Genomic DNA, 21760 nt, shown 5'->3' with positions numbered 1-21760 from the left:
GGCCGGCCAGCGGGAGACACGCTCGGCTCATGTGGTGTTCCCCGGCCGGAAAACAGCTGCCGACGCGCTCGACCGCTGGACTACTCTTTCGTCTCGAGCATCCGGCTTACCAGTTCGTCTTTCGTGATCTCTTCGCCGATGTACTCGAGGATCCACTCGACTTCCGCGTAGAACGTGAGCAGCTGGTTGCCGTCGTGTTCGAGCACCCACTCGACCCTCGAGATTTCCTCCGTGAAGGCCTCGGAGTCGGTGACCGCCGCCGCGAGGTCCTCGGCCAGCACCTCGAGTTCGGAGTACAGCGCGTTCCTATCGGTGATCTCGCTGTCGGCGATGACGGTTGCCCGGTCGCCGTTGTGTTCGATGCCCGTGACCGTCAGGTGGTCGCTACTGACCGTGAGTGTATCGTGATCGAAGCCGGGAACGTCGTCGTAGCTGTCGTCCCCGTCTTCCGAATCGGTGTCGGACTCGTCCTCGGAGTCGGAGTCGGGCTCGTCGCCGAGCGACTCCTCGCCGTCATCCGGGTTTTCTTCGTCGGTCTCGGAACTGGAACAACCCGCGAGCACGGTCGCGAGTGCAGCGCCACTGCCAAGGAGGATCTTTCGTCGCTCCATGCTCGAGCAATCGATCAGGTCCCGAATTAGTAATTAGCTCGTACCGGTCCGATCGTTCAAAAATCGTCCGACGATCGGTGGAAAACGGATATACCGGGCGCACTGGCTCTGAAACGCCGGGTTTATGCGACGCTGGCCGATACCGGGCGACGACAGTTCGGAACGGAAGACAGTTCGGAATCGACGACTCTCTCGAGTTCGTCGTAGTCACAGCATTCGATAGCAATCCGGGGTTCGAGCGGTGAACCCGCCGGTTCAGACGGTCCCTACCGTTCCGGTAACGGGTGCCAACCCCGCGTGGGCGACTCGAACGGCCGGCGGGTCAGGGATCGGATTCGGCCTCCGTGATCGCACTCGAGACGTCGTCGCGTGTCGCCTCGCTGTCGTCGGCTTCGGCGTCGGTCTCGTCGGTCTCGTCCGGGTCTTGCTCGGCCGTCGGTCCCTCGAGATCGAGTCCGGACAGTTTGCCGGCGATTCCCCGGTAGGCGACGGCGGCGGGACCCTCGGGTTCGTAGACCACCAGCGGCGTCCCGGCGTAGACGCTCTCGCGGGCCGCCGAATCCTCGGGGACCGTGCCGAGCAGGGGGATCTCGAGGCGGTCGGCGATCTCCTCGTAGGAGATGTCGCTGCCGGCGTGGGTCCGGGTAACGATCAGGCCGGCGATCTCGCCGCCGGCGCGGTCGGTCAACTCGATGGTCTTGCTCGAGTCCTGAATGGCTGCGGGTTCGGGCGTCGAGACGAGCAAGACGGCGTCGGCGAGTCCGAGGGGAAGCACGGTCTCGTGACTGATACCCGCGCCGACGTCGAGAAAGACGTAATCGTACGTCGAGCGGAGTTCGTCGACGACGTCGCGCAGTCCTTCGGGGGAGGTTTCGGCGTACTCGTCGAGTCCGGTTCCGCTTGGCACGGCGACGATGTTGTCCGCCAGTCGGTAGGTCGCGTCGTCGATCGGTGCACCATCGGCCAGCACGTCGTGTAAGGTCGTCGAGTCGGGGGTGAGACTGACGAACCCGGCGAGGTTCGCCATGCCGAGATCGACGTCGACGACGGCCACGCGCTCGCCGGCCCGTGCGAGCGCCGTGCCGAGATTCACCGTCGTCGTCGTCTTCCCGACGCCACCTTTCCCGCTCGCGATAGCATATACCGTCTCTTGAGACATACTCGAATACTGTCCGGACAGTGGCACGGCAACACCTTAAATCGTCACCCCGAGCGAAGCCGTTTTTCGCCGGCGATACGGACATTGGTTACAGTACGCATTCGGTGCAAGCAACGTCTCCGAACGGATTCGGTCGACGGCCGAACCGTGATGGTCGTCGATGGTGTGACGATCGGTTCGTTCGGACGGTTCGATCGACAAAAACGGATCACAAGCGCCGACGAGCGACGTTTCGGCGGAGTCCTCGAGGATCGTTTCCGACACTCACCGCTAGATATAAGTCACTCTGAATGATAGTTTTCGTCGGAAGCTACCGTCTCCAGAACCGTCGTGGGGGGCATGCGCTGAAATGCCCCGGGTGTCCAAGCACCCGAGACGTGGCTTCCAACCCGGTAAGGTCGAAGCCATGATTGCGTACCCGCTCCCGAGACATAAACGTCTCGACGAAATTCCGTTCGTTCGGTACGGCAAGCGGCGCGTCCGAGGTGCGTTTTTGGGTCGCGTTCGGCGGTCGTGTCGAACCGGCCCGCTCGAGTCCGGCGGCCGGCGGGGTCCCCGGGGGATTCCCGCGAGGAGCGCATCTCGCCGCGGTCGCTCGAGCGAGCGCGTCGTGGCTTGGACCGATCCGGGACCGTTGCGCTGAGCCGCGAGTCGCGATCCGGTAAGCGACCGTCGGGATCGGCCCGGTCGTGTCGCCATCGTGGCTTCCGGTCCGGCCCCGCCGGCGCTGTCGGCTCGCGTTCCGGTCCGTGCCGTCGTCGGATTACCGGCCCGTGTCAAAGAATACTTACCCACAGCACCGTTTTGTACGGCCAATGAGCCAGGAGGGCGAGCAGGAGCAATCCGACCGGAAGAAATACGAGTTCCGGAAGGTCATCGAGGACCTCAAGGACTACGAGGGGTCCGGAACGCAACTCGTGACGATCTACGTCCCCGAGGATAGGCAGATCAGCGACGTGGTCCAGCACGTCACGCAGGAACACAGCGAAGCGGCCAACATCAAGTCCAAGCAGACCCGGACGAACGTTCAGGACGCGCTGACGAGCATCAAGGACCGTCTCCGCTACTACGACACCTATCCGCCGGAAAACGGGATGGTGCTGTTCTCCGGAGCCGTCGACTCCGGCGGTGGCCGGACCGAGATGGTCACGAAGGTCCTCGAGAGTCCGCCCCAGCCCGTCGAGTCGTTCCGCTATCACTGCGACTCCGATTTCCTGACGGAACCGCTCGAGGAGATGCTCGCGGACAAGGGCCTGTACGGCCTGATCGTCCTCGACCGACGTGAGGCGAACGTCGGCTGGCTGCGCGGGAAACGCGTCGAACCCGTCAAGTCCGCCTCGTCGCTCGTCCCCGGGAAACAGCGGAAAGGTGGCCAGTCCGCACAGCGGTTCGCCCGACTGCGTCTCGAGGCGATCGACAACTTCTATCAGGAAGTCGCTGGGATGGCAAACGACCTGTTCGTCCCCAAACGGCACGAACTCGACGGCGTCCTCGTCGGCGGCCCCTCCCCGACCAAAGACGAGTTCCTCGACGGCGACTACCTCCACCACGAGATTCAGGATACGGTGATCGGCAAGTTCGACGTCGCCTACACCGACGAGTCCGGTCTCTACGACCTCGTCGACAGCGCCGAGGACGCGCTGGCCGACGCGGAGGTGATGAAGGACAAACAGCAGATGGAGGAGTTCTTCGAGGAACTCAACGCGGGCGACCTCGCGACCTACGGGTTCGAGCAGACGCGCCAGAACCTCATGATGGGTGCGGTCGACCGGCTGCTGATCAGCGAGGACCTTCGCAAGGACGTCGTCACCTACGAGTGTCCGGAGTGTGATACCACCGAGCGCGAAGTCATCGACCGGCGCAAGTCGACGCCGGAACACGAGTGTACCGAGTGTGGCACCGCCGTCGAAGCCGCCGAGGACGACCGCGAGGACGCCATCGACCACCTCATCGAGATCGCCGAACAGCGCGGCACCGAAACCAAGTTCATCTCGACCGATTTCGAGAAGGGCGAACAGCTCTACAACGCCTTCGGCGGCTTCGCCGGCATCCTCCGATACTCGACCGGCGTCTGATCGAACCGATCACGACCCCGTCGACGTGACCGCCGGCCGTGAACGCCCGTGAATCTTCCGGCCAACATTTATTCGGACGTAAATACTTGTGATCAGCAGGTGTGCGCTCGCCGAGCCCGAACCTCGACGTTATCCGGACCGTCTCCCGTCGTCAGCCCCTCCTCGAAGCCCTCGAGGACGGCCCACGGCACAAGCGCGATCTCGTCGAGCGACTCGACTGCTCGCGGTCGACGGTCGATCGGGCGATCCGCGAACTCGAGTGGCTCGCGTTCGTCCAGCGACGCGACGACGGGTACCGTTTGACGGCCGCGGGTCGGGTGGCGCTGTCGGAGTATCGTCGCAGCGCCGGCGCGCTCGACTCGATCGACGAGGTGAGCGACCTCCTCGCGGACCTTCCGCGGGACGCGCCGATGTCGACCGCGTTGCTCGAGGGGGCCCGGACGACCGAGCCGAAACCGCACGCTCCGTTCAAGCCGCTCGAGCGGCTCGTCGACGGCATCGACGCGGCCGATCGGATCCGCGGGTTTTTCGCCGCGGAGCGTCTGCCCCGCATTCGGTTGCGGCTGTACGAACGGACGGTCGAGGGAACCCTCGACGTCGAGGCGGTGTTTACCGAAGCACTCGCGGCGTTTCTCCGCGAGGAGTATCCCGAACAGGTCCGCGAGTTCATCACCGAAGGGGAGTTCGACATGTACGTCGTCGACTCGGTCCCCTACGAACTGGCGATCGTCGAGACGGAAACCGGAGCGCACGTGTTCGTCTTCGTTCTGAACGATCGGGCGGAGATCGAGGGGGTCATCAAAAACGACTCGCAGGCGGCTCTCGAGTGGGCCGAGGAGGTCTACCAGCGGTTTCGCGCGGACGCGACGGCGCTGTCGCCGCCCGATCCGTCGGAGTGAGAACGGTCGCCCGACACGCCCCGACCGGCCTCGATCAGAGCGTCCCGCGGAGATAGACGGCGTCGTCGGTGATCTCGTCGATACTCCCCTCGTCGAGCGGATGTGCCGCCGCCGTCACGTCCCCCCAGCCGAGCTTGGCCTTGATCGTTCCCGTCAGCCCCGGATCCGGATCGACGTAGCCGTGCCCGTCTTCGACCGCGACGATGCGCCCGACCTCGGTCCCGTCGGTGTTCAGTACGCGTTTCCCCTCGTCGGCTTTCGTGATCGCGTCTCGTGTCATGTGCGCAATTCGGTCGATCGCTGCCGTGTTGCTCACGCCCCTCGAATCGACGCTGGCCGAGCCGCTACCGAACCACCGGAACCACGGCCGCAGCCATTATAAAGCGGCGAAACAGTTGTCGGCGGACACCGGCGCATTACGATCGTCGAACCGCTCCCGGCGACTTCGAACCGGCTTCGATATCGAACTCGTTCCGGCGGTAATGACTGTCTAGATCGCCGGCGGTTCGACACAACGGAAGGGTTATCCCGCTAGTCGCGTATTACCATTCGATCAATGGACGAGTCCCCGTCCTTCTTCGAATCGTTCGCCGATCCGCGAGTCACCGACCGGTTTTGCCACCGCCTGGGCGGGCCGGCCGGCGACCTGCTCCTCCTCGGTGTCGTCCACGACCATCCCGCAAGCGTCGGCCGCGTCCAGCGGGTCCTCGAGACGGTCGAGCCGGACGTGCTCGCACTCGAGTTACCGCCGGCGGCCCTCCCGCTGTACCGGGCGTACGCCCGCGACAAGGGGAACGGCGACCGGCCGCCACGGTTTGGCGGCGAGATGAGCGCCGCCATCCGTACCGCCCCCGACGCCGATATCGTGGGTATCGATGCTCCGAACTGGTCGTTCCTGCGACGACTGGTCACGCGCCTCGTCGCCGATCGGGTCTCGAGCGCGACCGCGCGTCGCGTCATCTCGAGTCTCGGCGGCGCGACGCGGGAGGCGCTTGCCTGTCGGGTTGCGGCGACGCTGACACACGCGACGTCGATGACCGTCACCCGCGACGATCCGATCGAGTACGACTGCTCCCACGACGACTCGCCGGCACGACAGGCCGAACACGAACGGTCCCACGTCGCCGGGGTGCAGGCGTTGCTCGGGAGCGTGGCGACCGAAAGTACGAGCGCGCTCGCCGTTCGGGACGAGACGCGCGAACGTTGTATGGTCGAGCGCCTCGAAACGCTTCGGACCCGCGGCGACACCGTCGCCGTCGTCGGGGTCGATCACCTCGAGACGCTGGCCGCGGAACTCGCGACGGCCGAGACCGGCAGTGAAACGTGAGGTTACCGCCGGGCAGGCGGTTCGATCAGGATTTCTCCGTCGCTGGTGACCGTGACGCGGTGATCGTCGACGACGAACGTTAGCGTCCCGCCGGTTCGCGGTGAGCCGTCGTGGCGCGGCCGAAAGAGGTCGTCGAGGGCGTCGGGATCGACGGCGTCGTACAGCGAGATCCGGCCGTCAGTGACGTCGACGCCCATACAGTCGGCCAGCGCGTGGATGACCGTCGTACTGAGCGTCGCGGGACCGTCGGGATCGTGATAGGCGCGGTACAGGGATGGAGGGCGAGACTGCGGTTCGGGGGGTGCGTGTCCGTGCATAACTGTTCGTCTTCTCCTACCCATCGGCAGTTGATCGACAAAAACGTAATCGTTGGTTACCGGGCGAAACGGTCGGAGCGAACGAACGTTCGAACGGAACCGGAGACGGTCGACAGCGTCGCTGAAAGAGCGCGTCGCTCGACGTGTTACCGACGGAGCGTCGAGATACAGTGCCAGCAGTACGTAAACACCTGATCCGCCGCATTGTTCGCGCCACAGTGGGGACAGCGGATCGTCTCGCCTTCGAGGTCACGTTCGGTCTCCGGTCCGTCGGCGTCGTCGAACTCATCGGGGGCGCGCGGATAGCGATCGGGGCCGGGCGAGGAGTGCGATCGCGCGCGGTTGGGATCGGCGAACGACGGCGTTCTCGTGTTGTCGCCGTCCCCGCGGCGGACGTAGGCGTAGTACAGTAACAGGTGCAACAGGACGAATAGCACCACGTACCCGATGAGCCATCCCCAGAGCTCCATCACTGTGCTATAGGTTCTCAAGACACTTGGCTATTCCCCGAGTCACGGCCCGGGGAGAGTCACGACGAATGGAATATTCGACGGATACACTCGCTCTTCCGGGGGGATAGCTGTCAACGGGGCGGCTGCAGGTCGCGCTGGAACTCGTCGAATACCTCGAGATCCGCCGGAAGGTCGTACTCGATCCGACGTTTTGCCTGCCGGTTGACGCCGGCCTCCTCGATCGGAGTGGCGACGTCCTCCCAGCCGGGTTTGATCTTGACGCTCTTTGCGGGCATCCCGACGGCGATGTGGTGGGCGGGGATGTCGTGCTGGACGACGCCGCGTGCCCCGACGATGGCGTTTTCGCCCACCCTGTTGCCCGCACGGACCATCGAATCGTAGGTGAGTCGGACGTCGTCCTCGACGATCGTGTGGTAGTTGCGGACCTCGGTCTGGTCGACGACGTCGTGGTCGTGGCTGTAGACGTGGACGCCGTCGGAGATCGAGACGCGATCGCCGATGGTGAGTTTCCCGCGGTCGTCGAGGTGGACGCCGTCGTGGATCACCGTGTTATCGCCGACGGTGATGTTGTGGCCGTAGGTGAACGTGATCCCTTTGAAAAAGCGACAGTCGTCGCCACACTCCTCGAAGAGGTGATCCGCGAGCATCCGCCGGAACCGCAGCGCGAACTCGACGTTGTCCGCGATCGGGAGGCTGTCGAACTGCCGCCAGAGCCACTGGAGGTGCTTCGACCGCCGGAACTTCGTTTCGTTTTTCTCGGCGTAGTACTCGCTCTCGAGCGTCGTATTACAGGGGTCGTAGCTCTGCAGGCGGACGCGCTCGGCCGGCGAGACCGGTTCGCCGTCCTGCCAGCGCTCGTAGGCCTTGCGGTCGCCCGAGAGGTCGATCAGGACGTCCTCGACGACCGAACAGGTGTCCTCGTCGCTCGCCAGTCGTCGGTCGACCTCGTCGATGAACTCGCGCATTCCCGCCTCCGCCCCCTCGGGGAGCGAGACGTGCCGCTTTGTCATACCCCGAGATAGTGCCCGCCGAGTTGATAGGGGTTCGGTTGTGCGTCCGTGCTGCCGGGTTTCGCAGGTGACACGCGTGCCACTACCCGTTCGTCGATCGGCTCAGGTTCGGTTTCGATCGGTTTCCGAGCCGGTGTCGTCCCACTCGGAGATGATCAACGCGGGCAGGGCGAGCGACCCGAGCAGCAACAGGGAACCCACGACGATCGTCCCGACGGTCACCCGGTGTGGGGTTACGGTCAGCTTTGTGGCGGCAAGCGGCGTCAGCACTGCGACGAGGAGCACGACTGCCAGCAGCCCGTGGGTCGAGTCTACGCGGCGGGCATCGGCCATACCCGAACTATTCAGCGACCGTACAAGAACGTTCGGCTCGAGTCCGCCGCACCGATCGAAAACGCCATCGAGCCGAACCGGTTCGGCCGGCTACGCCGGCGTTCCGTACGCCATAAGTCCCCTCACTACGAAGGGTTCGGTATGCAATACAACGAACTCGGTGACTCCGGGGTCGAGGTCAGCGAGGTCGGATTCGGCGCGTGGGTCGTCGGGACCGACTGGTGGGGCGACCGGTCGGAGGACGACGCGATCGAGATGGTCCAGTACGCCGTCGATCAGGGGATCACCTACTTCGATACGGGCGACGTCTACGGTCACGGTCGCAGCGAGGAACTGCTCGGCGAGGCCCTCTCCGAGGTCCGTGACGAGGTCACCATCGCGACCAAGGTCGGCTACGACTTCTACAACAACCCACAGGCCGGCCACGGCGAACTGCCGAAGGAGCTGTCCCCCGAGTACCTCCGGGACGCCGTCGAGAAGAGCCTCGAGCGGCTCGGGGTCGACTCGGTCGACGTGCTCCAGTTGCACAACGCCAACGTCGACGAGATCACCCCCGACGTGCTCGAGTTGCTCGACGAACTCGAGGCTGCGGGAACGATCGACGCCGTCGGCCTCGCGCTCGGCCCGTCGATCGGCTGGCTCGCCGAGGGCGACCTCGCCATCGAAGAAGAGTTCGACTCCGTGCAACTCGTCTGGAACGTGCTCGAACAGGAGGTCGGCAACCACTTCCTCGAGACGATCGAGCGCACGGGCTCGTCGACCAGCCTCATCCCCCGCGTGCCCCACTCCTCGGGTGTCCTCAACGAGCAGGTCACGCCCGACACCGAACTCGGCGAGGGCGACCACCGCGGCTTCCGTCCCGACGAGTGGTACGAAACCGGCTGGGAGAAACTCGAGCAACTCCGCTTCCTCGAGCGGGACGGCGAGCGGACGATGGGACAGGCCGCCATCGCGTGGCTGCTGAGCCACGAGCCGGTCGCGACCGTGACGCCGACCTTCCGCACGAACGCCGACATCGACGAGTGGACGGCCGCCAGCGACGTTCCCAAGCTCACCGACGAGGAGATGGCCCGCGTCGCGGAGCTGTACGCGGACGACTTCGGCATCGATCGCGACGACGGAATGGACTCGCTCCGGACGTCGGTCGACGGCGAGGACATCGAGGCCGCCGGGCTCGACAAGCTCGCGGCCGACTGATCGCTCGCGGTTTCACGGACGGACGAGCCGGCGGACGGCGACCCCCGTTCGGCGTTCGTCTGCCCGCACTCGAACTCGAGACGGCCGTCAGACGCTCGGTTCCGTCGAAGCTGGTTTCTCTCGAGAGCGGATTCAGGCTGGGTATCCGAAGGAACCGTTCCGGGCGCTATTCGGCGGAGTCTCGCACTCGGTGTTCGGCCCCGCCGTAGCGATCCAGACGGCTCTTTTGCGTGCTCCTCCGGGAGAATTTCACGTAATTTGGACGGGCATTCCTCACAGCTATTCAGGAGGACAGAACGGCCGCTCCCGTAGATACTCATGTGTCATGAAGCACGGTGTGGTCCATTTCCACACCTCTTTTTAAGTCGTGATCATACTCGGATCAGTTCGGTCGAGGATGCCGTCGAAATCGTCGTCGAAGCTCGCAATCGAATCGATATCTCGAAATTGACTATGTGCGATCGTCGTGGCGTCCGTGAAACTGAGTGCGTGGTCGTCGTACGTGGTGAAACACTCGAACGCGGCTTCGAAAATATCGGGGGTGACGTGGTCGAACGTGATCACGTCCGGGTAGGGATCGTTTCCGAGAATCCGGTCGGCAATTGTGGTCGCTGCGGTAGCGTCGTTCGTTCGTCTCCGTGTGAGGGTTACCGCCTCGTCGAGAATATAGTCGTTCGTGTACGGTTGACCAAATTCACCGTCAAGGACGCGGTCGAAGAAGGCTCGTGCCGTCTCGTGTCTCGCGGCATCTGTGTCGTGGTGGGCGTAGAACACACCCGTATCGATGAAGATGCTCATCCGTAGATGATGCCGTCGATGTCGTCTTCTGTGGTTTCCTGACCGGACGCAACGGTTCCCTCATGGAAGGTCTCGTGAGCGTCATTGTCGACGGGAACCCGCGACTCGCGGAATGAATCGATGACGTCGGCTTTCGATTCGGCGGCGTCGTTGACCAGTCGCTCTAGAATCTCCTGTTGGGTAACTTGTTTTCCCGTTTTTAGCCGAATTTCGGCTTGTAACCGCTCGAGACGAGACTTCGTTTCCTCGTCCATCTTTACTGATGTCGCCATACTGCTAGTAGTGTCCTCTACTCAATAACTGTTTCTACCAGTTTGTCAGTGACCTCCTCCTCCGCGTGAACGCGGAGGAATCCCACCACGGGATTTCAGGCCGAGCGAAGCGGCCTGTTGGTTTCAAGACGCATACGTTCCACGCGTCACCTGCTGGGTTGCAGCATCTGCGTAGCTGTCTTGTGGCCCGGTCAACGAGGCCCCATCCGTAGCCGAGTTCTTGGAATCGAAGATTTCCAGTGGTCGAAAACTCTCCGATTGTCTCGACATCGTCACCGGCCTTCTGCCGGAAACCCGGTCGCTTTGGCGGTGACTTTCCCCATCCGTATCGATGTCGTCGAAATCGAAACGGAGCGACTAGCCTACCGTCTCGAGACCGGCTTCCTTTTCGCGCTCCGGTGTCGGTTACGGGTTCGATCGCTCGAGACGTGCCCACAAAAGCTATACCGACCACCGAACGTTCCGGGGTATGACCCTGCATCGACGGGAGTACCTCCGCGTTACCGTGGACGCCCTCGTCCCGGGGACGACCGTCCGTTATCACTACGGAACCGGCAGTTCCCTCGCGACCGTCGTCGACCGGACCGATCACGGCATCACGTTCGACGGCGAGGACTGCGACGGAACGTTCACGGACGGACAGGTACGACGGCTGTTGTCGACGGGACAGCTTCGGATCGTACTCGGCGACGCGGCCGATCGCTAGGTCGCCGTCACCGACCTCCGGTAAGGACCACGAGTGTCGGCGGGCCGGCCGCTCGAGCGAACTCACTTCGAGAGCGCCCGCTCGACCGCTCCGGCGACGCTTCGGGCTTTCTCGGCCAACGGCTCGCTGACGAGGCCGTCGGCGACGGCGGCCTCGAGCTCGTCCTCGTCGACGACCTCGACCGCCCCGTCGGGTCGCCGGATCACGTCGACGTAGAGGTCGACGTAACGGATCTCGTCGGGGAACAGTTCCACGGGCGTACAGACGTTGACGTACGTCCCCTTGCTCGAGCCGTCGTCGCCTTTGTACGTCGTCGGATACCACCACCGGCCCTCGCGGAACTTCGTCACGGCGACGTCGCCCGTTTCTTTCGGCGTCCCGAGCGCGTCGTAGGTTCCGCCGCCGCTCATCGTGCGCTCGAGGGTGACGGTCCCGTCGGCGTCCCAGTCGATCACGTCGCCGTAGCCGAGCGAGATGCGCCTGCCGTCGGGTTTCCCGTGGCCGATCTCGAGGCGGTCGCCCTCGGTCGGCCCGAACTGGCGGGTCACGGCGTCGAAGGGAAACGTCCCGTCCAGTTCGGTCTCGCTCGACCCACAGACCGCTTCGGCGAAGTCGACCGCCGCGCTCGCGGCCCGATCCGCGGCCTTCGTCCGGTGGTGGCCCGGCATCGTCGTCTCGACCCGGCGGCGCGCCTCGTCGAGCGCGAACCGCGATTCCCGGCCGAACCACAGCCAGCCCGTCCGCCGCGGCGCAGCCAGCCGCGTCGGGTCGCCGGGCTCGTCGGCTTCGTCGGCCAGCGCGTCCTCGATCGCCGTCGCTCGATCGACGGCCCGCTCGAGCGCCGCCTCCATCGTTTCGAGATCGGCGTCGGCCGCCGCCTGCTGCCAGCGCAGCCCCCAGCCGTCGGGGATCGACACCGAGAGCAGATCGGTCATGCCGACGAGTTCGTCGGCGCGCTCGCCGCGCAGCGCCGCCGAAACGCCCGTTCGGTCACGCGAGAGCGTACAGAGTCCGCCCTGAACTTCGAGCGTGGGAACCACGCGCGGCCGGTCGTCGTCCCACGGCGGCGTCGGCTCGTGGATCTGGACGCGGTACCGGTTCCCCGTATCGACGTAGCCGTCGACGTCGTCGTACTGCAGGTAGCCCCGGCGGCCGTCGCCGAGGTCGACGACCGCGCCACCGCCGCCGCCGGCCTCGAGTACTTCGGCGTCGAAGACCGCGCCGCGGGGGCATTCGCTCTCCCAGTGGAAGGTATCGATCGCGAGGGTCTCGAGTTCCGAGACGACGGACGCGACCGCGTCGGGCGCGCCAGAGAGTTCGACCCCCTGTCGGTCCCGGGTGGTCTCGATCGTCACGTCAGCCGGGGCGAACGCGAACGGCCGGTCGAACCGCTCCCGGATCGGCTCCGAGGCCTGAACGACGTCGAGTCCGTTGTCGTCGAGCAGCCCGGTTATCGCGGTCGTGTAGATGCCCCGGACGCGGACGGTCGTCATCGGATCGTCACCCGGATTCGTCGCCGCGGTCGGTCGCGGCTGGATCCGTCGGTCGACATGGCGATCACCGCAGCGTCTCGCGATCGGGTGCGAACCGCACCCGGGCGTTGATCGTCGGGCCGAGCGTCAGTTCGACGGAGCCGTCCGGAAGGACGCGACCGTCTTCGACGTAGACGCCCCACGTCTCGAACCGGAGCCATCCTCGCATTTCGTCGGCGTGTGTCGTGATGTCGAGGTAGTCGACGGCATGTTCCGGGTAGTCGGCACTCGAGTGTGCCATCTCCATATCGGAGTAGACGGCGTCGTGATCGTCGAAAAACTCCTCGAGCGCCGTCGCGTCCGCCTCGACGGCGTCGACGACCGCCTCCGAAGCGGCCCGGAGATCGTCGGTCTCGAGGCCGACGTCCCGGAGCGCCTGCTGGGTTCGCTGGTCAAAATGCATACGCCCCGGTTGGACCGGGAACCCTTTGTGGATTCCGAGTCCGATTCGGCGGTCGCGCTCGCGTTCCTCAGTCGTCCGCGGCGAGTCGATCGTGTGTCTCGGGGGCTGTGGATGTCGCTGGCTCGCTCGCCGTGGAGAGGGTCGTTTCGCCGTCTTCCTCGTCGGTGACCGGCGTTTCGGTTCGTCGCTCGTCTTCCTCGACCGATTCCGGGGGTGCGGTATACAGAATGCCGCGACTGCCACTGTACATGAACCGATATGACGAGCGGACCCGGATAAGCGCATTCCTTATACGAGTCATGATACTGTATACCATACTAGGTGGAGCGGGAACGCTCATCAACGCTTACCGGTCGGGCCGCCGTAGGAACGGCCATGAAGCGACAGCGCGACCCGGTCGAACGAGCGAGCGACGAATCGACCGACCTCTATGACGTCTCGACGTGGGAACCCCGATCGATCCTCGATCTCCTCGCGTACACGATCTACAGCGGGATCAGCTACGGGTTACGCGCCATCGTGCTTTTCGTCGCAGTGGCGATCACGCTCGCCCTGCTGGTGCAGCCGGTCCGGCTCGCGCTCGAGGAGCCGTTTCTCGGCGTCTTCTTCGGTCTCTCGGTCGTTCCGGCGGCGCTGCTCGCTGGCTTTATCTGGTACTCGGATATCACGACGAACGAACCGCTCGGACTGCTTGTCGCGACGTTCCTGCTTTCGGTTCTCTTTGCGACGTTCGCCGCCGTCGTCAACTCGTTCGCACAGCCGTACTTTCGGGCGATTCCGTTCGTGGGTGCGGTCCTCTTTTTCTATCTGATCGTCGGTCCCGTCGAGGAGGCGGTGAAGCTGCTCGCGGTCCGGGTCTTCGCCTATCGGAGCGATTCGTTCAACGCGGTCATCGACGGCGCGGTCTACGGCGCGGTCGCCGGGCTCGGGTTCGCCGCGATCGAGAACGCCATCTACATCGCCGGTACGGTTGCCCAGACGGAGACGGGCGTGTTCACCGCTGCAACCGGGATTACGACGGTCCGGGCGCTCGTCGGCCCGGGACACGTCATCTACTCCGCGACGGCCGGCTACTACCTCGGGCTCGCGAAGTTCAACCGGCAGTACGCCGGTCCGCTGGTCGTCAAGGGGCTGCTGGTCGCGGCGATCATCCACGGCACGTACAACGTGACCGTCGGGATCGTTCCCGAGCTCATCGTCTCCGTCTATCCCGTCAGCTTCGGACTGGCGTTCGTCGGCTACGTGATCCTGTACGACCTCACCGTCGCGTACTACCTCTACCGGAAGCTCGCTCGCTATCGCCGGACGTTCCGTGACGTCAGGGACGGTACCGGCGAGATGCCGTCCCCCGAACTCGTCGAATTCGATCCGCCGCGACGGTGACGACCCCGGCGTCGCCGACGGCCGTCGAGGGCGGCCCACGTCACACCCCCGCGCGGCTGCAGGCAGCATCGGCTTGGGTGGAACTGCCACAGTGAGAGACATGTGTGCGACGTTCACGGACGACGACCTCGACAAACGAGTCGAGAACGAAAACGGCGACGTCATCGGGACCATCACCGAGATTCAGGGGGAGACCGCCCGCATCGAGCCTCGTTCGGGCGTGGTCCGCTCGATCAAGGCGGCGCTCGGCTGGCGGCAATCCGACGACGAGACCGTTTCGATCCACGAGAACGCCATCGACGAGATCACGAACGACGCGGTCCGCCTCGAAGGCAGGGCGGACTCGGCGGCGGAACCGGCGGACGGTCCGCCGATCGGTTTCGAGGGGGAGTCGCCGGCCCAACGCGAGGACGAACCCCCCGAGAACCTCGAGGAAGAAGCCCCGGAAACGCTGAGCGATGCGGCCGCGGCGGGTTCCGAAGCCGATCGCGAGATCGATCCGCCGGACGAGCGCGACGAACGGGTTCCGGGGGGAGATCCGCCCGGCGGTCACGTCGACGAACGTGATCGGGGGATCGCGACCGACGAACCGAACCGCGCCGTCGATACAGATCCATCGGCGGCCCCGTCCGCGGATTCATCGACGGACCCAGAACCGGTGACCGACCGGGAACGAGAGCCCGCGAACGCCGCGGAACGGGACCCGGGGACGGAGCCGTGGACGACCGGGGAACCCCGCGAGGAGACACAGGCGACCCACGAGGAGACCGACCCTGCGGAGACGAATACAACGGCATCCGACGCCGAAACGCGGGATCTCTCGGACGAACTGGATCTCGGTCCCGACGTCGAGTCGCTCGAGGACGCCGGCGGAACCGAAGCCCGAGACGCGTCGACGGAGACGACCGAAACCCCGGCGGCCGAGTTGAACCGCGGCGTCGACATCGAATCGGCGGTCGACGAACCCAGACCGGACGTGTCCAGCGACGAACGGGAGACCGAATCGATGGACCTGTCCGACGAACTCGCGACCGGCATCGACATCGATTCGGTCGGCGGGACGGCCGAACCGGACGCGGCGGACACCCGCAGTGAGCGCGACCGCGACATCGACCTCGAGGACCGGGAGCCGGCGGCGCAGCTCGATCCCGGCGTCGACGCCGTCTCGACCGAGTCCGACCGGAAATCGGAGTCGGCTATCGAAGGGAAAGGGAAACCTGAACCCGGTACGGACCGTGCTCACCGGGGGGACCGATCGTCCGATCGGCCGGACGGGGCTTCACCTGCCGCAGCCGCGGTCGCCGCACAACGCGTGGCGCTGGCCGGCAGCCGGGACGCGATGCGATTGGGGCTTGCTTCCCAGCGCAACGCCGCGCGAGCCGCGCTCGAGTGGCCACTGGCGCTCCAGCGTGGCGGACTCGAACTTACGGCGGCGGCGACCGAGCAGTATTTCAGCGCCGTCGCCGCGATGGCGGGACTGACGTTCGGAACCGAACGCGAATCCGGATCGGACGCGTTCGAGGGTGCGGCAGCCGACGCCGAGACGATCCGTACGCAACTGGACGACGAGGCGATCCACTCGCGAGTTGACGACGAGGCGTTCGTTCGGGACCTCGCGGAGTACTTCGAACGACAGGCGGAACTGCTCGAGCGGTCGCTCGACGCGGAGTCGGAATCGGAGGACGGAACGGATCACTGACGAGCGGACCACCCGTTACTCGAACCGTGACTCGAGCAGCCGTTCGACGTACTTCGCGAGGACGTCGACTTCGAGGTGGATCGGATCGCCGACGCTCTTCGTCGAGAGCGTCGTCAGTTCGTACGTCGTCGGAATGATTGCGGCGGTCACGCGGCCGCGCTCGTCGTCGAGGTCGGCGACGGTGAGGCTGATGCCGTCGAGGGTGATCGACCCCTTTTCGACGACGTAGCGGTCGTAGCCGTCCGGGAGTTCGAACTCGAAAAACCAGTCCTCCTCGACCGACTCGATGGCGGTGATGGTCGCGACGGCGTCGACGTGGCCCTGCACGACGTGACCGTCGAACCGACCGTCGGCCGGCATCGCCCGCTCTAGATTGACCGCGTCGCCTTCCTCGAGAGCGCCCAGATACGTCCGCTCGACGGTTTCCGTCGCCAGAAAGACCTCGAACCACTCGCCGCCCTCGTACCGCTCGACGGTAAGACACGTCCCGCTGACGCTGATGCTCTGTCCGTGTTCGAGCCCCGTCGCGACGTCGTTCGCGCCGATCCGGAGCCGAAGGCCGTCCGCAGTACGCTCCCGGCCGAGTATTTCGCCGGACTCCTCGACGATTCCCGTGAACATACTCGGAGGTGAGAGCCGGCGAATAAATGCGTTCCGAACCCGTCATGCGTTCCAGTTCCGTGATGGGTCGGGATACAGACCTTATTTGAGACCACCCGTGCTACCCGGACCCGATGGCCGGTATCATCGACACGATCAAACTCGCAGGGACGCTCGTTCTTGCACTCCCCGCCGCGCTCGCCGGGCTCGAACTGGCAGTGGTCCGTGGAAAGCCCCTCTACGGCGGGCTCTTGCTCGCGCTCGCGATCGGGCTCGTGGTGATTCAGCACCGACTCACCACGCCGTCGGACCTTCCCGAACTCGCCGTCAAACGGCTCGGGAGCGCGGTGACCGCGAACGAAGAGACCGAAGCGGACGGCGACGAGAACTGACGCGATAGCCGACGGCGTTACTCGAGCAGCGCCGTCGGCTGGAGCGACCGCGACGGGGCGTCGAACCGCTCGATCCCGTCCGTCGTCTTGACGAAGAGGTCCGCGAGCCGGAGCCACTGCGTCGCGGGCTCGTCGGCGACGCGAACCCCTGCATCGAGTCGAACGACGCTTCCGGGACCGATCTCCTCGCTGCCGGCCATGGGACGTTCCCGGGATTCGAGTCCGACGCCCGTGACTCGCGTCTCGATCCCGCCTTGCTCGCCGAAGGCGCGGATCTCCGCCTCGAGATCCGCTTCGACTGCCGTGACGGACGCGGTATCGGCCGATAGCATGGCTCGACTGGAGCGAAACGCCTGCGTGACGGCGACGTGTGTCCGTCGCTCCCTGCCGCCGTCGCTGTCGACGACGAGCGTCCGAACGAGGCCGCCGTGATACCCGGCCGGACCGCGCGGGGCAACTGCGACGACGATCGGCTCACCCGACCGAAGGACGTCGACCCCGGAGTCCGGATTGATCGCCGTGTTGCCGGCCGGAAACGCACCCGCCGAGACGATCGCCTCGTCGATCGCGGTCCGTAGCCGGTCGGTCGTTACTGGCCCGGATTCGTCCCCGGTCACGAGTCGGTCGTCTTCGTCCCGCACCGTCGCGTCGGCGAGCAGGGCAGCTGCCCGCCTGAGTCCGGCGCTCGCGGCCGTCTGTGCGTTTGCGATCCGGTCGCGTTCGCGTCCCGTTTTCGCCGCTCGGGCTCGAGCGACGACGTCGGTCGAGGCGAGGTCGAAGCCGGCGTTCTCGAGATAGAGCGCGGCGTCGTGTGGAATCCGTGGGGGTGCCAGCACCGTCCCGTCGCAGCCGCGATCGGAAAGAGCGGTCGCGAGCTCGGCGGCGGGATGGCTCGCGGAGTCGGCAACGGACGCCGCCGACCGACCGAGCCACTCGTCGCCGTCGTACGCGATCGCAGCGATATCGTGGCCGGATCCGGTCCGAACTGCGGCTCCGGCGTCAGCGATCGCTCGACAGTACGTTACGGCTGGATCCGCGTCGGTTCCCGCGTGGACGAACGCCGCTGCGCTACGGGACTTCAGTACCGCGGTGAGCGCCGACTCGAGATCGGAGCGACCGGCAGTGCCGTCCGGGGTTCCGTCGGAGACTCCGTCGGTCACGTGTTATGGCGTCTCGGCTTCGACTTCGGTCCCCGTGGCGTCGGACTCGGCAGGTTGTTGGGCCTCCTCGACCAGCTCCTCGAGGGACGCGTCGGTCAACTGGTTGTTGAGCAGGACGTCGATCGGCAGCGTCGGCGCGCCGTCGACGAGGTTCTCGAGGAGCACGAGCCGTTCCCGGGCCCGCGACATGCCCACGTAGAAGACGCGGCGTTCGTTGTCCGTCAGGACCGGAACCGGCGACGTCGTTTTGGTAAACTCCTCGCAACCGGGGATGTCTTCGACGCCGGTGTCTGCGTCGTCCGCCGCCTCCGACGGTACCCGGTCCTCGACGGTGGCGACCATCTGTTCGACGACCTTCTCGGTGAGATCGGTACCGACGAGGACGTGATCGGCCTCGCGGCCCTTCGCGGAGTGGATGGTACCGACGCGGACCCGATCGGTGTCCATTCCGTGATACTCGCCGATGCTGAAGTACGCTCGCACGCTTTTCTTCTGGAAGTTCGTGACCTTCCGGACCATATCCGACGCGGAGGCCGGCCCGGGCATGAACGGCACGTGATCCTCGATGACCTCGGCGGGGATCATGAGTTGCTCGAGGTCGTCGATCCCGGCTTCCTCCTGCCGTTCGTCGATCGTATCGAACAGATCGTCGCGCTCGTTGGTGCCGAACGCCGACTCCTGAAGCATGTCCGCGAGCCGACGGGCCTGCAGACCGGTGACGTCCTCGCCCTCGTCGATGGCCTCGACGGCGCGGACGTACTGGGTGAGCCGGTCGGTCCACATCCGCTGGTCGGTCAGCGACGTAAACGGCACCCCTTCCGTGATGAACTCGTCGATGAACTGGAACATCTGGTATCGGGCCCGGAACAGGACCATGATGGTGCCGTCGCCCTCGACGAGCGTCCGTCGGACCATCCGAACGACGTCGAGCATCGACGCGTTCGTCCGGGCCTCGACGGCCCCGCCTTCCTTTCGCGGTTTGAGGTCCTTGTCCTGCCGTTTATCGATGTGGCGGATCTCCTGATTGACCGCGTTGAGGACGTTCGACGGGAGGCGATAGGAGTTGGGGAGAATAATGTCCTCGTCGACGTCCTCCTCGAGCAAGAGCGCGGGATCGGCACCCTGCCAGGAGTAGACGACCTGGTCGTCGTCACCCGCGATCAGCACCTGCTCCATGTGGGGTTTCCACTCGTCGTAGACGTCGTACTGGAGGGTTGTGATGTCCTGAAACTCGTCGATCACCAGGTAGTCGACGCTCGGGAGCAGTGAACGCTGTTTCACGCGCTCGAGCATGTCCGCAAAGCCGATCTTCCCCTGCTCGCCCTTGAACGACCGCCACGCGCGGATCGCTTCGGGGACGTCGATCCGGTCGTCGTCGCTGGGCCAGGTCGGGGTGTACTTGTTCCCTTCCTGTGCGTTGGGGTCGATTTCGGGCGGGAGTCGAACCTCCTCTTCGTCCCACTGGAAGGGGACGTCGTACCAGTCCGAGACGTCGCGGCGGGTCCGCTGGAGCCACTGGCTCGTCGCGATGACCTTGTTGCCGATCGTGGTCGATCGGGCGGTCCGTCGGCCGGCACCGCTGTACTCGTCCTCGAACTCGAGGCCGTACTCCTCGCAGAACTCCTCTTTGTCGGATTCGCCGATGACGTCGCTGCGGGAGAGATCGAGCAGCTCGTACGCCTTCGCGTGCATCGTACAGACGTTACCCTGTAGCGCACGGGGACTCTCGTCGAGTCGATCGGCGAGTCGTTCGCGAACCTCCTGGGCGGCAGCTCGTGTGTACGAGACGACGAGGATGTCCCGGAACGTAACGCCGTCCTCCTCGAGGATCTCTTCGACGTGGTCGAGAAGTGCCGTCGTCTTCCCGCTTCCCGGACCACCGAACAACCGGGTCACCTTCGTCTCCGTAGTAGCCATTGTAGCTGTTCAGGGTCGCAATACCCATAAGTGACGTGGGTTTTCGTCGACTAACACAAGTCGCCGGCGGGGACGGCCTAGGGATTGCGCGGGGAACGGGCGGTTCGAACGTTGGCTCCGTCGCGGATCTTGTCCTCGCACTCCGGACAGACGCGCGGATCGTCGACGCCACGGGGGGTAAACACGCGAGCGTACGCGTCCGTGACGAACGCACCGCAGTTCTGGCATTCCGGCATTGTTCTTACCGTATGTGTTGCGGAGTTATACGTTATAATTGTGTCGTCTAACCGTTTCGGAAAATAGTCCGAAAGCGACTGCGCTCGGGCGTTCGTCCGGCCGTCGATTACCGCGTCGGCTCCCACCCACAGACGGTACAGGAGGCGGCGGACTCCTCGTGGAGGCCGCCACACTCGGGGCACTGTTTCTTGTTGTACTCCTGCTCCCACCCTACTCGTTCGACCGTGTGACCGCGGTCAGTGAGGAACTGATCGAAAACATCGTCACCGGCACCATTGGGTGAGGTTGCCATAGGTGTGTCAATGCAGACCACACTATTAAATCGTTGGGTTACCGAAGGTCCTGCCTCGAAGCGCCGGTTCCAGCGTCGCGATACCCATCCGCGGACTTTTCTCGCTCTCGTCCGAACGACAACGCATGAGCGACCTGCGCCTCGATGCGACCCAGCTCGATCGCTACTCGAGACACGTGATCATGGACGAGATCGGACCCGAGGGCCAGAGTCGGCTGCTCGAGGGGCGTGTCCTCGTCGTGGGCGCTGGCGGCCTGGGGTCGCCGGCGATCCAGTACCTCGCTGCCGCCGGAATCGGACGGCTCGGAATCGTCGACGACGACGTCGTCGAACGGTCGAACCTCCAGCGACAGATCGTCCACGGCGACGACGACGTGGGTCGACCCAAAGTCGAGAGCGCGGCCGACTACGTCGAGCGGCTGAACCCCGATATCGACGTCGAGACGTACGAAACGCGTCTCACGTCCGACACCGTCGCCGATCTGGTCGACGGCTACGACGTCGTCCTCGATGCAAGCGACAACTTCGCGACGCGATACCTGCTCAACGACCACTGCGTCCTCTCCGGGACGCCGCTTTCCCACGGTGCGATCTACCGGTTCGAAGGACAGGTCACGACGTTTACGAACGACCGAGGCGGCGACGACGAGGATCCCCCGTGCTACCGGTGTCTCTTCCCCGAGGCCCCCGAACCGGGAACCGTCCCCGACTGTGCGACCACCGGCGTCCTCGGCGTCCTTCCCGGCACCGTCGGCTGTATCCAGGCCACGGAGGTCGTCAAGTACCTCCTCGGAACCGGCGAGTTGCTCGAGGGCCGGCTCCTGCTGTACGACGCGATGGACATGGGCTTCGAGACGGTCGAGATGCGGTCGAACCCGGCCTGTCCGGTCTGTGGCGACGAACCCGAAATCGAGTCCGTCGATGACGTCGCCTACGAGGGGACCTGTTCGCTGACGGCGGATTGATGC

Annotated in this window: 26 protein-coding genes; 9 read left to right on the top strand and 17 right to left on the bottom strand. The window is 65.1% G+C overall.

The features are described 5' to 3' along the window. Positions 1–80: 80 nt before the first annotated feature. Positions 81–611: a hypothetical protein gene (locus tag TX80_RS05315; protein WP_049921951.1), complete on the bottom strand. Its 531-nt coding sequence runs from the start codon at positions 609–611 to the stop codon at positions 81–83. Positions 612–933: 322 nt separating this feature from the next. Next, positions 934–1770 (bottom strand): MinD/ParA family ATP-binding protein, encoded by an 837-nt coding sequence (gene minD / locus TX80_RS05310; RefSeq protein WP_049921950.1) that lies wholly within the window; start codon positions 1768–1770, stop codon positions 934–936. A gap of 815 nt (positions 1771–2585) precedes the next feature. On the opposite strand from minD, the gene prf1 reads away from it, so the two are divergent. Together prf1 and TX80_RS05295 are read left to right on the top strand one after the other, a co-directional pair. Further along, a complete protein-coding gene (prf1, locus tag TX80_RS05300; protein ID WP_049921946.1) occupies positions 2586–3845 on the top strand; it encodes a peptide chain release factor aRF-1 in 1260 nt (419 codons plus the stop codon). A gap of 101 nt (positions 3846–3946) precedes the next feature. Further along, the gene (locus TX80_RS05295) at positions 3947–4744 is read left to right on the top strand and encodes a helix-turn-helix transcriptional regulator (protein WP_049921945.1); all 798 of its coding nucleotides are present in this window, start codon (positions 3947–3949) and stop codon (positions 4742–4744) included. 34 nt (positions 4745–4778) lie between these two features. On the opposite strand, the gene TX80_RS05290 is transcribed toward TX80_RS05295, so the two are convergent. Further along, positions 4779–5024 (bottom strand): hypothetical protein, encoded by a 246-nt coding sequence (locus TX80_RS05290; protein WP_049921941.1) that lies wholly within the window; start codon positions 5022–5024, stop codon positions 4779–4781. 276 nt (positions 5025–5300) lie between these two features. Between TX80_RS05290 and TX80_RS05280 the strand changes: the two genes are divergently transcribed. After that, complete coding sequence (locus TX80_RS05280; protein ID WP_049921939.1) at positions 5301–6071, top strand: hypothetical protein; 771 nt, start codon at positions 5301–5303, stop codon at positions 6069–6071. A 2-nt stretch (positions 6072–6073) separates the two neighbouring features. Here TX80_RS05280 and TX80_RS05275 read toward each other — a convergent pair whose 3' ends face one another. From TX80_RS05275 to TX80_RS05260, 4 genes are all read right to left on the bottom strand, one after another. Beyond that, positions 6074–6388, bottom strand: coding sequence for a HalOD1 output domain-containing protein (locus TX80_RS05275; RefSeq protein WP_049921937.1), 315 nt, complete (start codon positions 6386–6388; stop codon positions 6074–6076). Between the two features lie 146 nt (positions 6389–6534). Next, complete coding sequence (locus TX80_RS05270; RefSeq protein ID WP_049921936.1) at positions 6535–6858, bottom strand: DUF7577 domain-containing protein; 324 nt, start codon at positions 6856–6858, stop codon at positions 6535–6537. A 113-nt stretch (positions 6859–6971) separates the two neighbouring features. Beyond that, positions 6972–7871 (bottom strand): acyltransferase, encoded by a 900-nt coding sequence (locus TX80_RS05265; protein WP_049921935.1) that lies wholly within the window; start codon positions 7869–7871, stop codon positions 6972–6974. Positions 7872–7973: 102 nt separating this feature from the next. Next, positions 7974–8204: a hypothetical protein gene (locus tag TX80_RS05260; RefSeq protein WP_049921934.1), complete on the bottom strand. Its 231-nt coding sequence runs from the start codon at positions 8202–8204 to the stop codon at positions 7974–7976. 141 nt (positions 8205–8345) lie between these two features. Between TX80_RS05260 and TX80_RS05255 the strand changes: the two genes are divergently transcribed. Further along, entirely contained in the window at positions 8346–9401 is a 1056-nt protein-coding gene (locus TX80_RS05255; protein ID WP_049921932.1) for an aldo/keto reductase, read from the top strand. A 360-nt stretch (positions 9402–9761) separates the two neighbouring features. Here TX80_RS05255 and TX80_RS05250 read toward each other — a convergent pair whose 3' ends face one another. Beyond that, on the bottom strand, positions 9762–10199 hold the full coding sequence (locus TX80_RS05250) for a type II toxin-antitoxin system VapC family toxin (protein ID WP_049921931.1): 438 nt from the start codon (positions 10197–10199) through the stop codon (positions 9762–9764). Next, positions 10196–10471 carry a hypothetical protein gene (locus tag TX80_RS05245; RefSeq protein WP_195893036.1) on the bottom strand — a complete coding sequence of 92 codons (276 nt, stop codon included), beginning with the start codon at positions 10469–10471 and terminating at the stop codon, positions 10196–10198. The genes TX80_RS05250 and TX80_RS05245 overlap by 4 nt, the downstream gene beginning before the upstream one ends. Before the next feature lie 469 nt (positions 10472–10940). Between TX80_RS05245 and TX80_RS05240 the strand changes: the two genes are divergently transcribed. Further along, entirely contained in the window at positions 10941–11177 is a 237-nt protein-coding gene (locus TX80_RS05240) for a hypothetical protein (protein ID WP_049921927.1), read from the top strand. Positions 11178–11239: 62 nt separating this feature from the next. Here TX80_RS05240 and TX80_RS05235 read toward each other — a convergent pair whose 3' ends face one another. The 3 genes from TX80_RS05235 to TX80_RS05225 form a co-directional block, all read right to left on the bottom strand. Beyond that, a complete protein-coding gene (locus TX80_RS05235) occupies positions 11240–12670 on the bottom strand; it encodes a DUF402 domain-containing protein (protein WP_049921926.1) in 1431 nt (476 codons plus the stop codon). A 64-nt stretch (positions 12671–12734) separates the two neighbouring features. Continuing rightward, positions 12735–13112, bottom strand: a complete 378-nt coding sequence (locus TX80_RS05230) for a DUF7532 family protein (RefSeq protein ID WP_049921924.1) — start codon at positions 13110–13112, stop codon at positions 12735–12737. 67 nt (positions 13113–13179) lie between these two features. Continuing rightward, on the bottom strand, positions 13180–13362 hold the full coding sequence (locus TX80_RS05225) for a hypothetical protein (RefSeq protein ID WP_049921923.1): 183 nt from the start codon (positions 13360–13362) through the stop codon (positions 13180–13182). Between the two features lie 125 nt (positions 13363–13487). On the opposite strand from TX80_RS05225, the gene TX80_RS05220 reads away from it, so the two are divergent. Together TX80_RS05220 and TX80_RS05215 are read left to right on the top strand one after the other, a co-directional pair. After that, the gene (locus TX80_RS05220; protein WP_049921921.1) at positions 13488–14495 is read left to right on the top strand and encodes a PrsW family intramembrane metalloprotease; all 1008 of its coding nucleotides are present in this window, start codon (positions 13488–13490) and stop codon (positions 14493–14495) included. 100 nt (positions 14496–14595) lie between these two features. Then, positions 14596–16194, top strand: coding sequence for a PRC-barrel domain-containing protein (locus TX80_RS05215; protein ID WP_049921920.1), 1599 nt, complete (start codon positions 14596–14598; stop codon positions 16192–16194). Between the two features lie 15 nt (positions 16195–16209). On the opposite strand, the gene TX80_RS05210 is transcribed toward TX80_RS05215, so the two are convergent. Beyond that, a complete protein-coding gene (locus TX80_RS05210; protein ID WP_049921919.1) occupies positions 16210–16815 on the bottom strand; it encodes a riboflavin synthase in 606 nt (201 codons plus the stop codon). 113 nt (positions 16816–16928) lie between these two features. On the opposite strand from TX80_RS05210, the gene TX80_RS05205 reads away from it, so the two are divergent. Then, on the top strand, positions 16929–17186 hold the full coding sequence (locus TX80_RS05205) for a DUF7533 family protein (protein WP_049921918.1): 258 nt from the start codon (positions 16929–16931) through the stop codon (positions 17184–17186). 17 nt (positions 17187–17203) lie between these two features. Here the strand turns inward: TX80_RS05205 and TX80_RS05200 are convergent, their stop codons facing one another. From TX80_RS05200 to TX80_RS05190, 4 genes are all read right to left on the bottom strand, one after another. Beyond that, positions 17204–18346, bottom strand: a complete 1143-nt coding sequence (locus TX80_RS05200) for a M24 family metallopeptidase (protein ID WP_049921917.1) — start codon at positions 18344–18346, stop codon at positions 17204–17206. 3 nt (positions 18347–18349) lie between these two features. Next, positions 18350–20263, bottom strand: coding sequence for a UvrD-helicase domain-containing protein (locus TX80_RS05195; protein WP_049921915.1), 1914 nt, complete (start codon positions 20261–20263; stop codon positions 18350–18352). Between the two features lie 77 nt (positions 20264–20340). Beyond that, complete coding sequence (locus TX80_RS19320) at positions 20341–20499, bottom strand: DUF7563 family protein (protein ID WP_195893034.1); 159 nt, start codon at positions 20497–20499, stop codon at positions 20341–20343. Positions 20500–20606: 107 nt separating this feature from the next. Beyond that, positions 20607–20792: an HVO_0416 family zinc finger protein gene (locus TX80_RS05190; RefSeq protein WP_049921914.1), complete on the bottom strand. Its 186-nt coding sequence runs from the start codon at positions 20790–20792 to the stop codon at positions 20607–20609. A 125-nt stretch (positions 20793–20917) separates the two neighbouring features. Here TX80_RS05190 and ubaA point away from each other — a divergent pair, with 125 nt between their 5' ends. Then, positions 20918–21757, top strand: a complete 840-nt coding sequence (ubaA, locus tag TX80_RS05185; RefSeq protein WP_049921913.1) for an SAMP-activating enzyme E1 — start codon at positions 20918–20920, stop codon at positions 21755–21757. Positions 21758–21760: the final 3 nt, after the last annotated feature.

It is taken from the genome of Halopiger djelfimassiliensis, assembly GCF_000455365.1.
Classification (GTDB): domain Archaea; phylum Halobacteriota; class Halobacteria; order Halobacteriales; family Natrialbaceae; genus Halopiger_B; species Halopiger_B djelfimassiliensis.
This window is presented reverse-complemented; position numbering and strand designations above follow the sequence as displayed.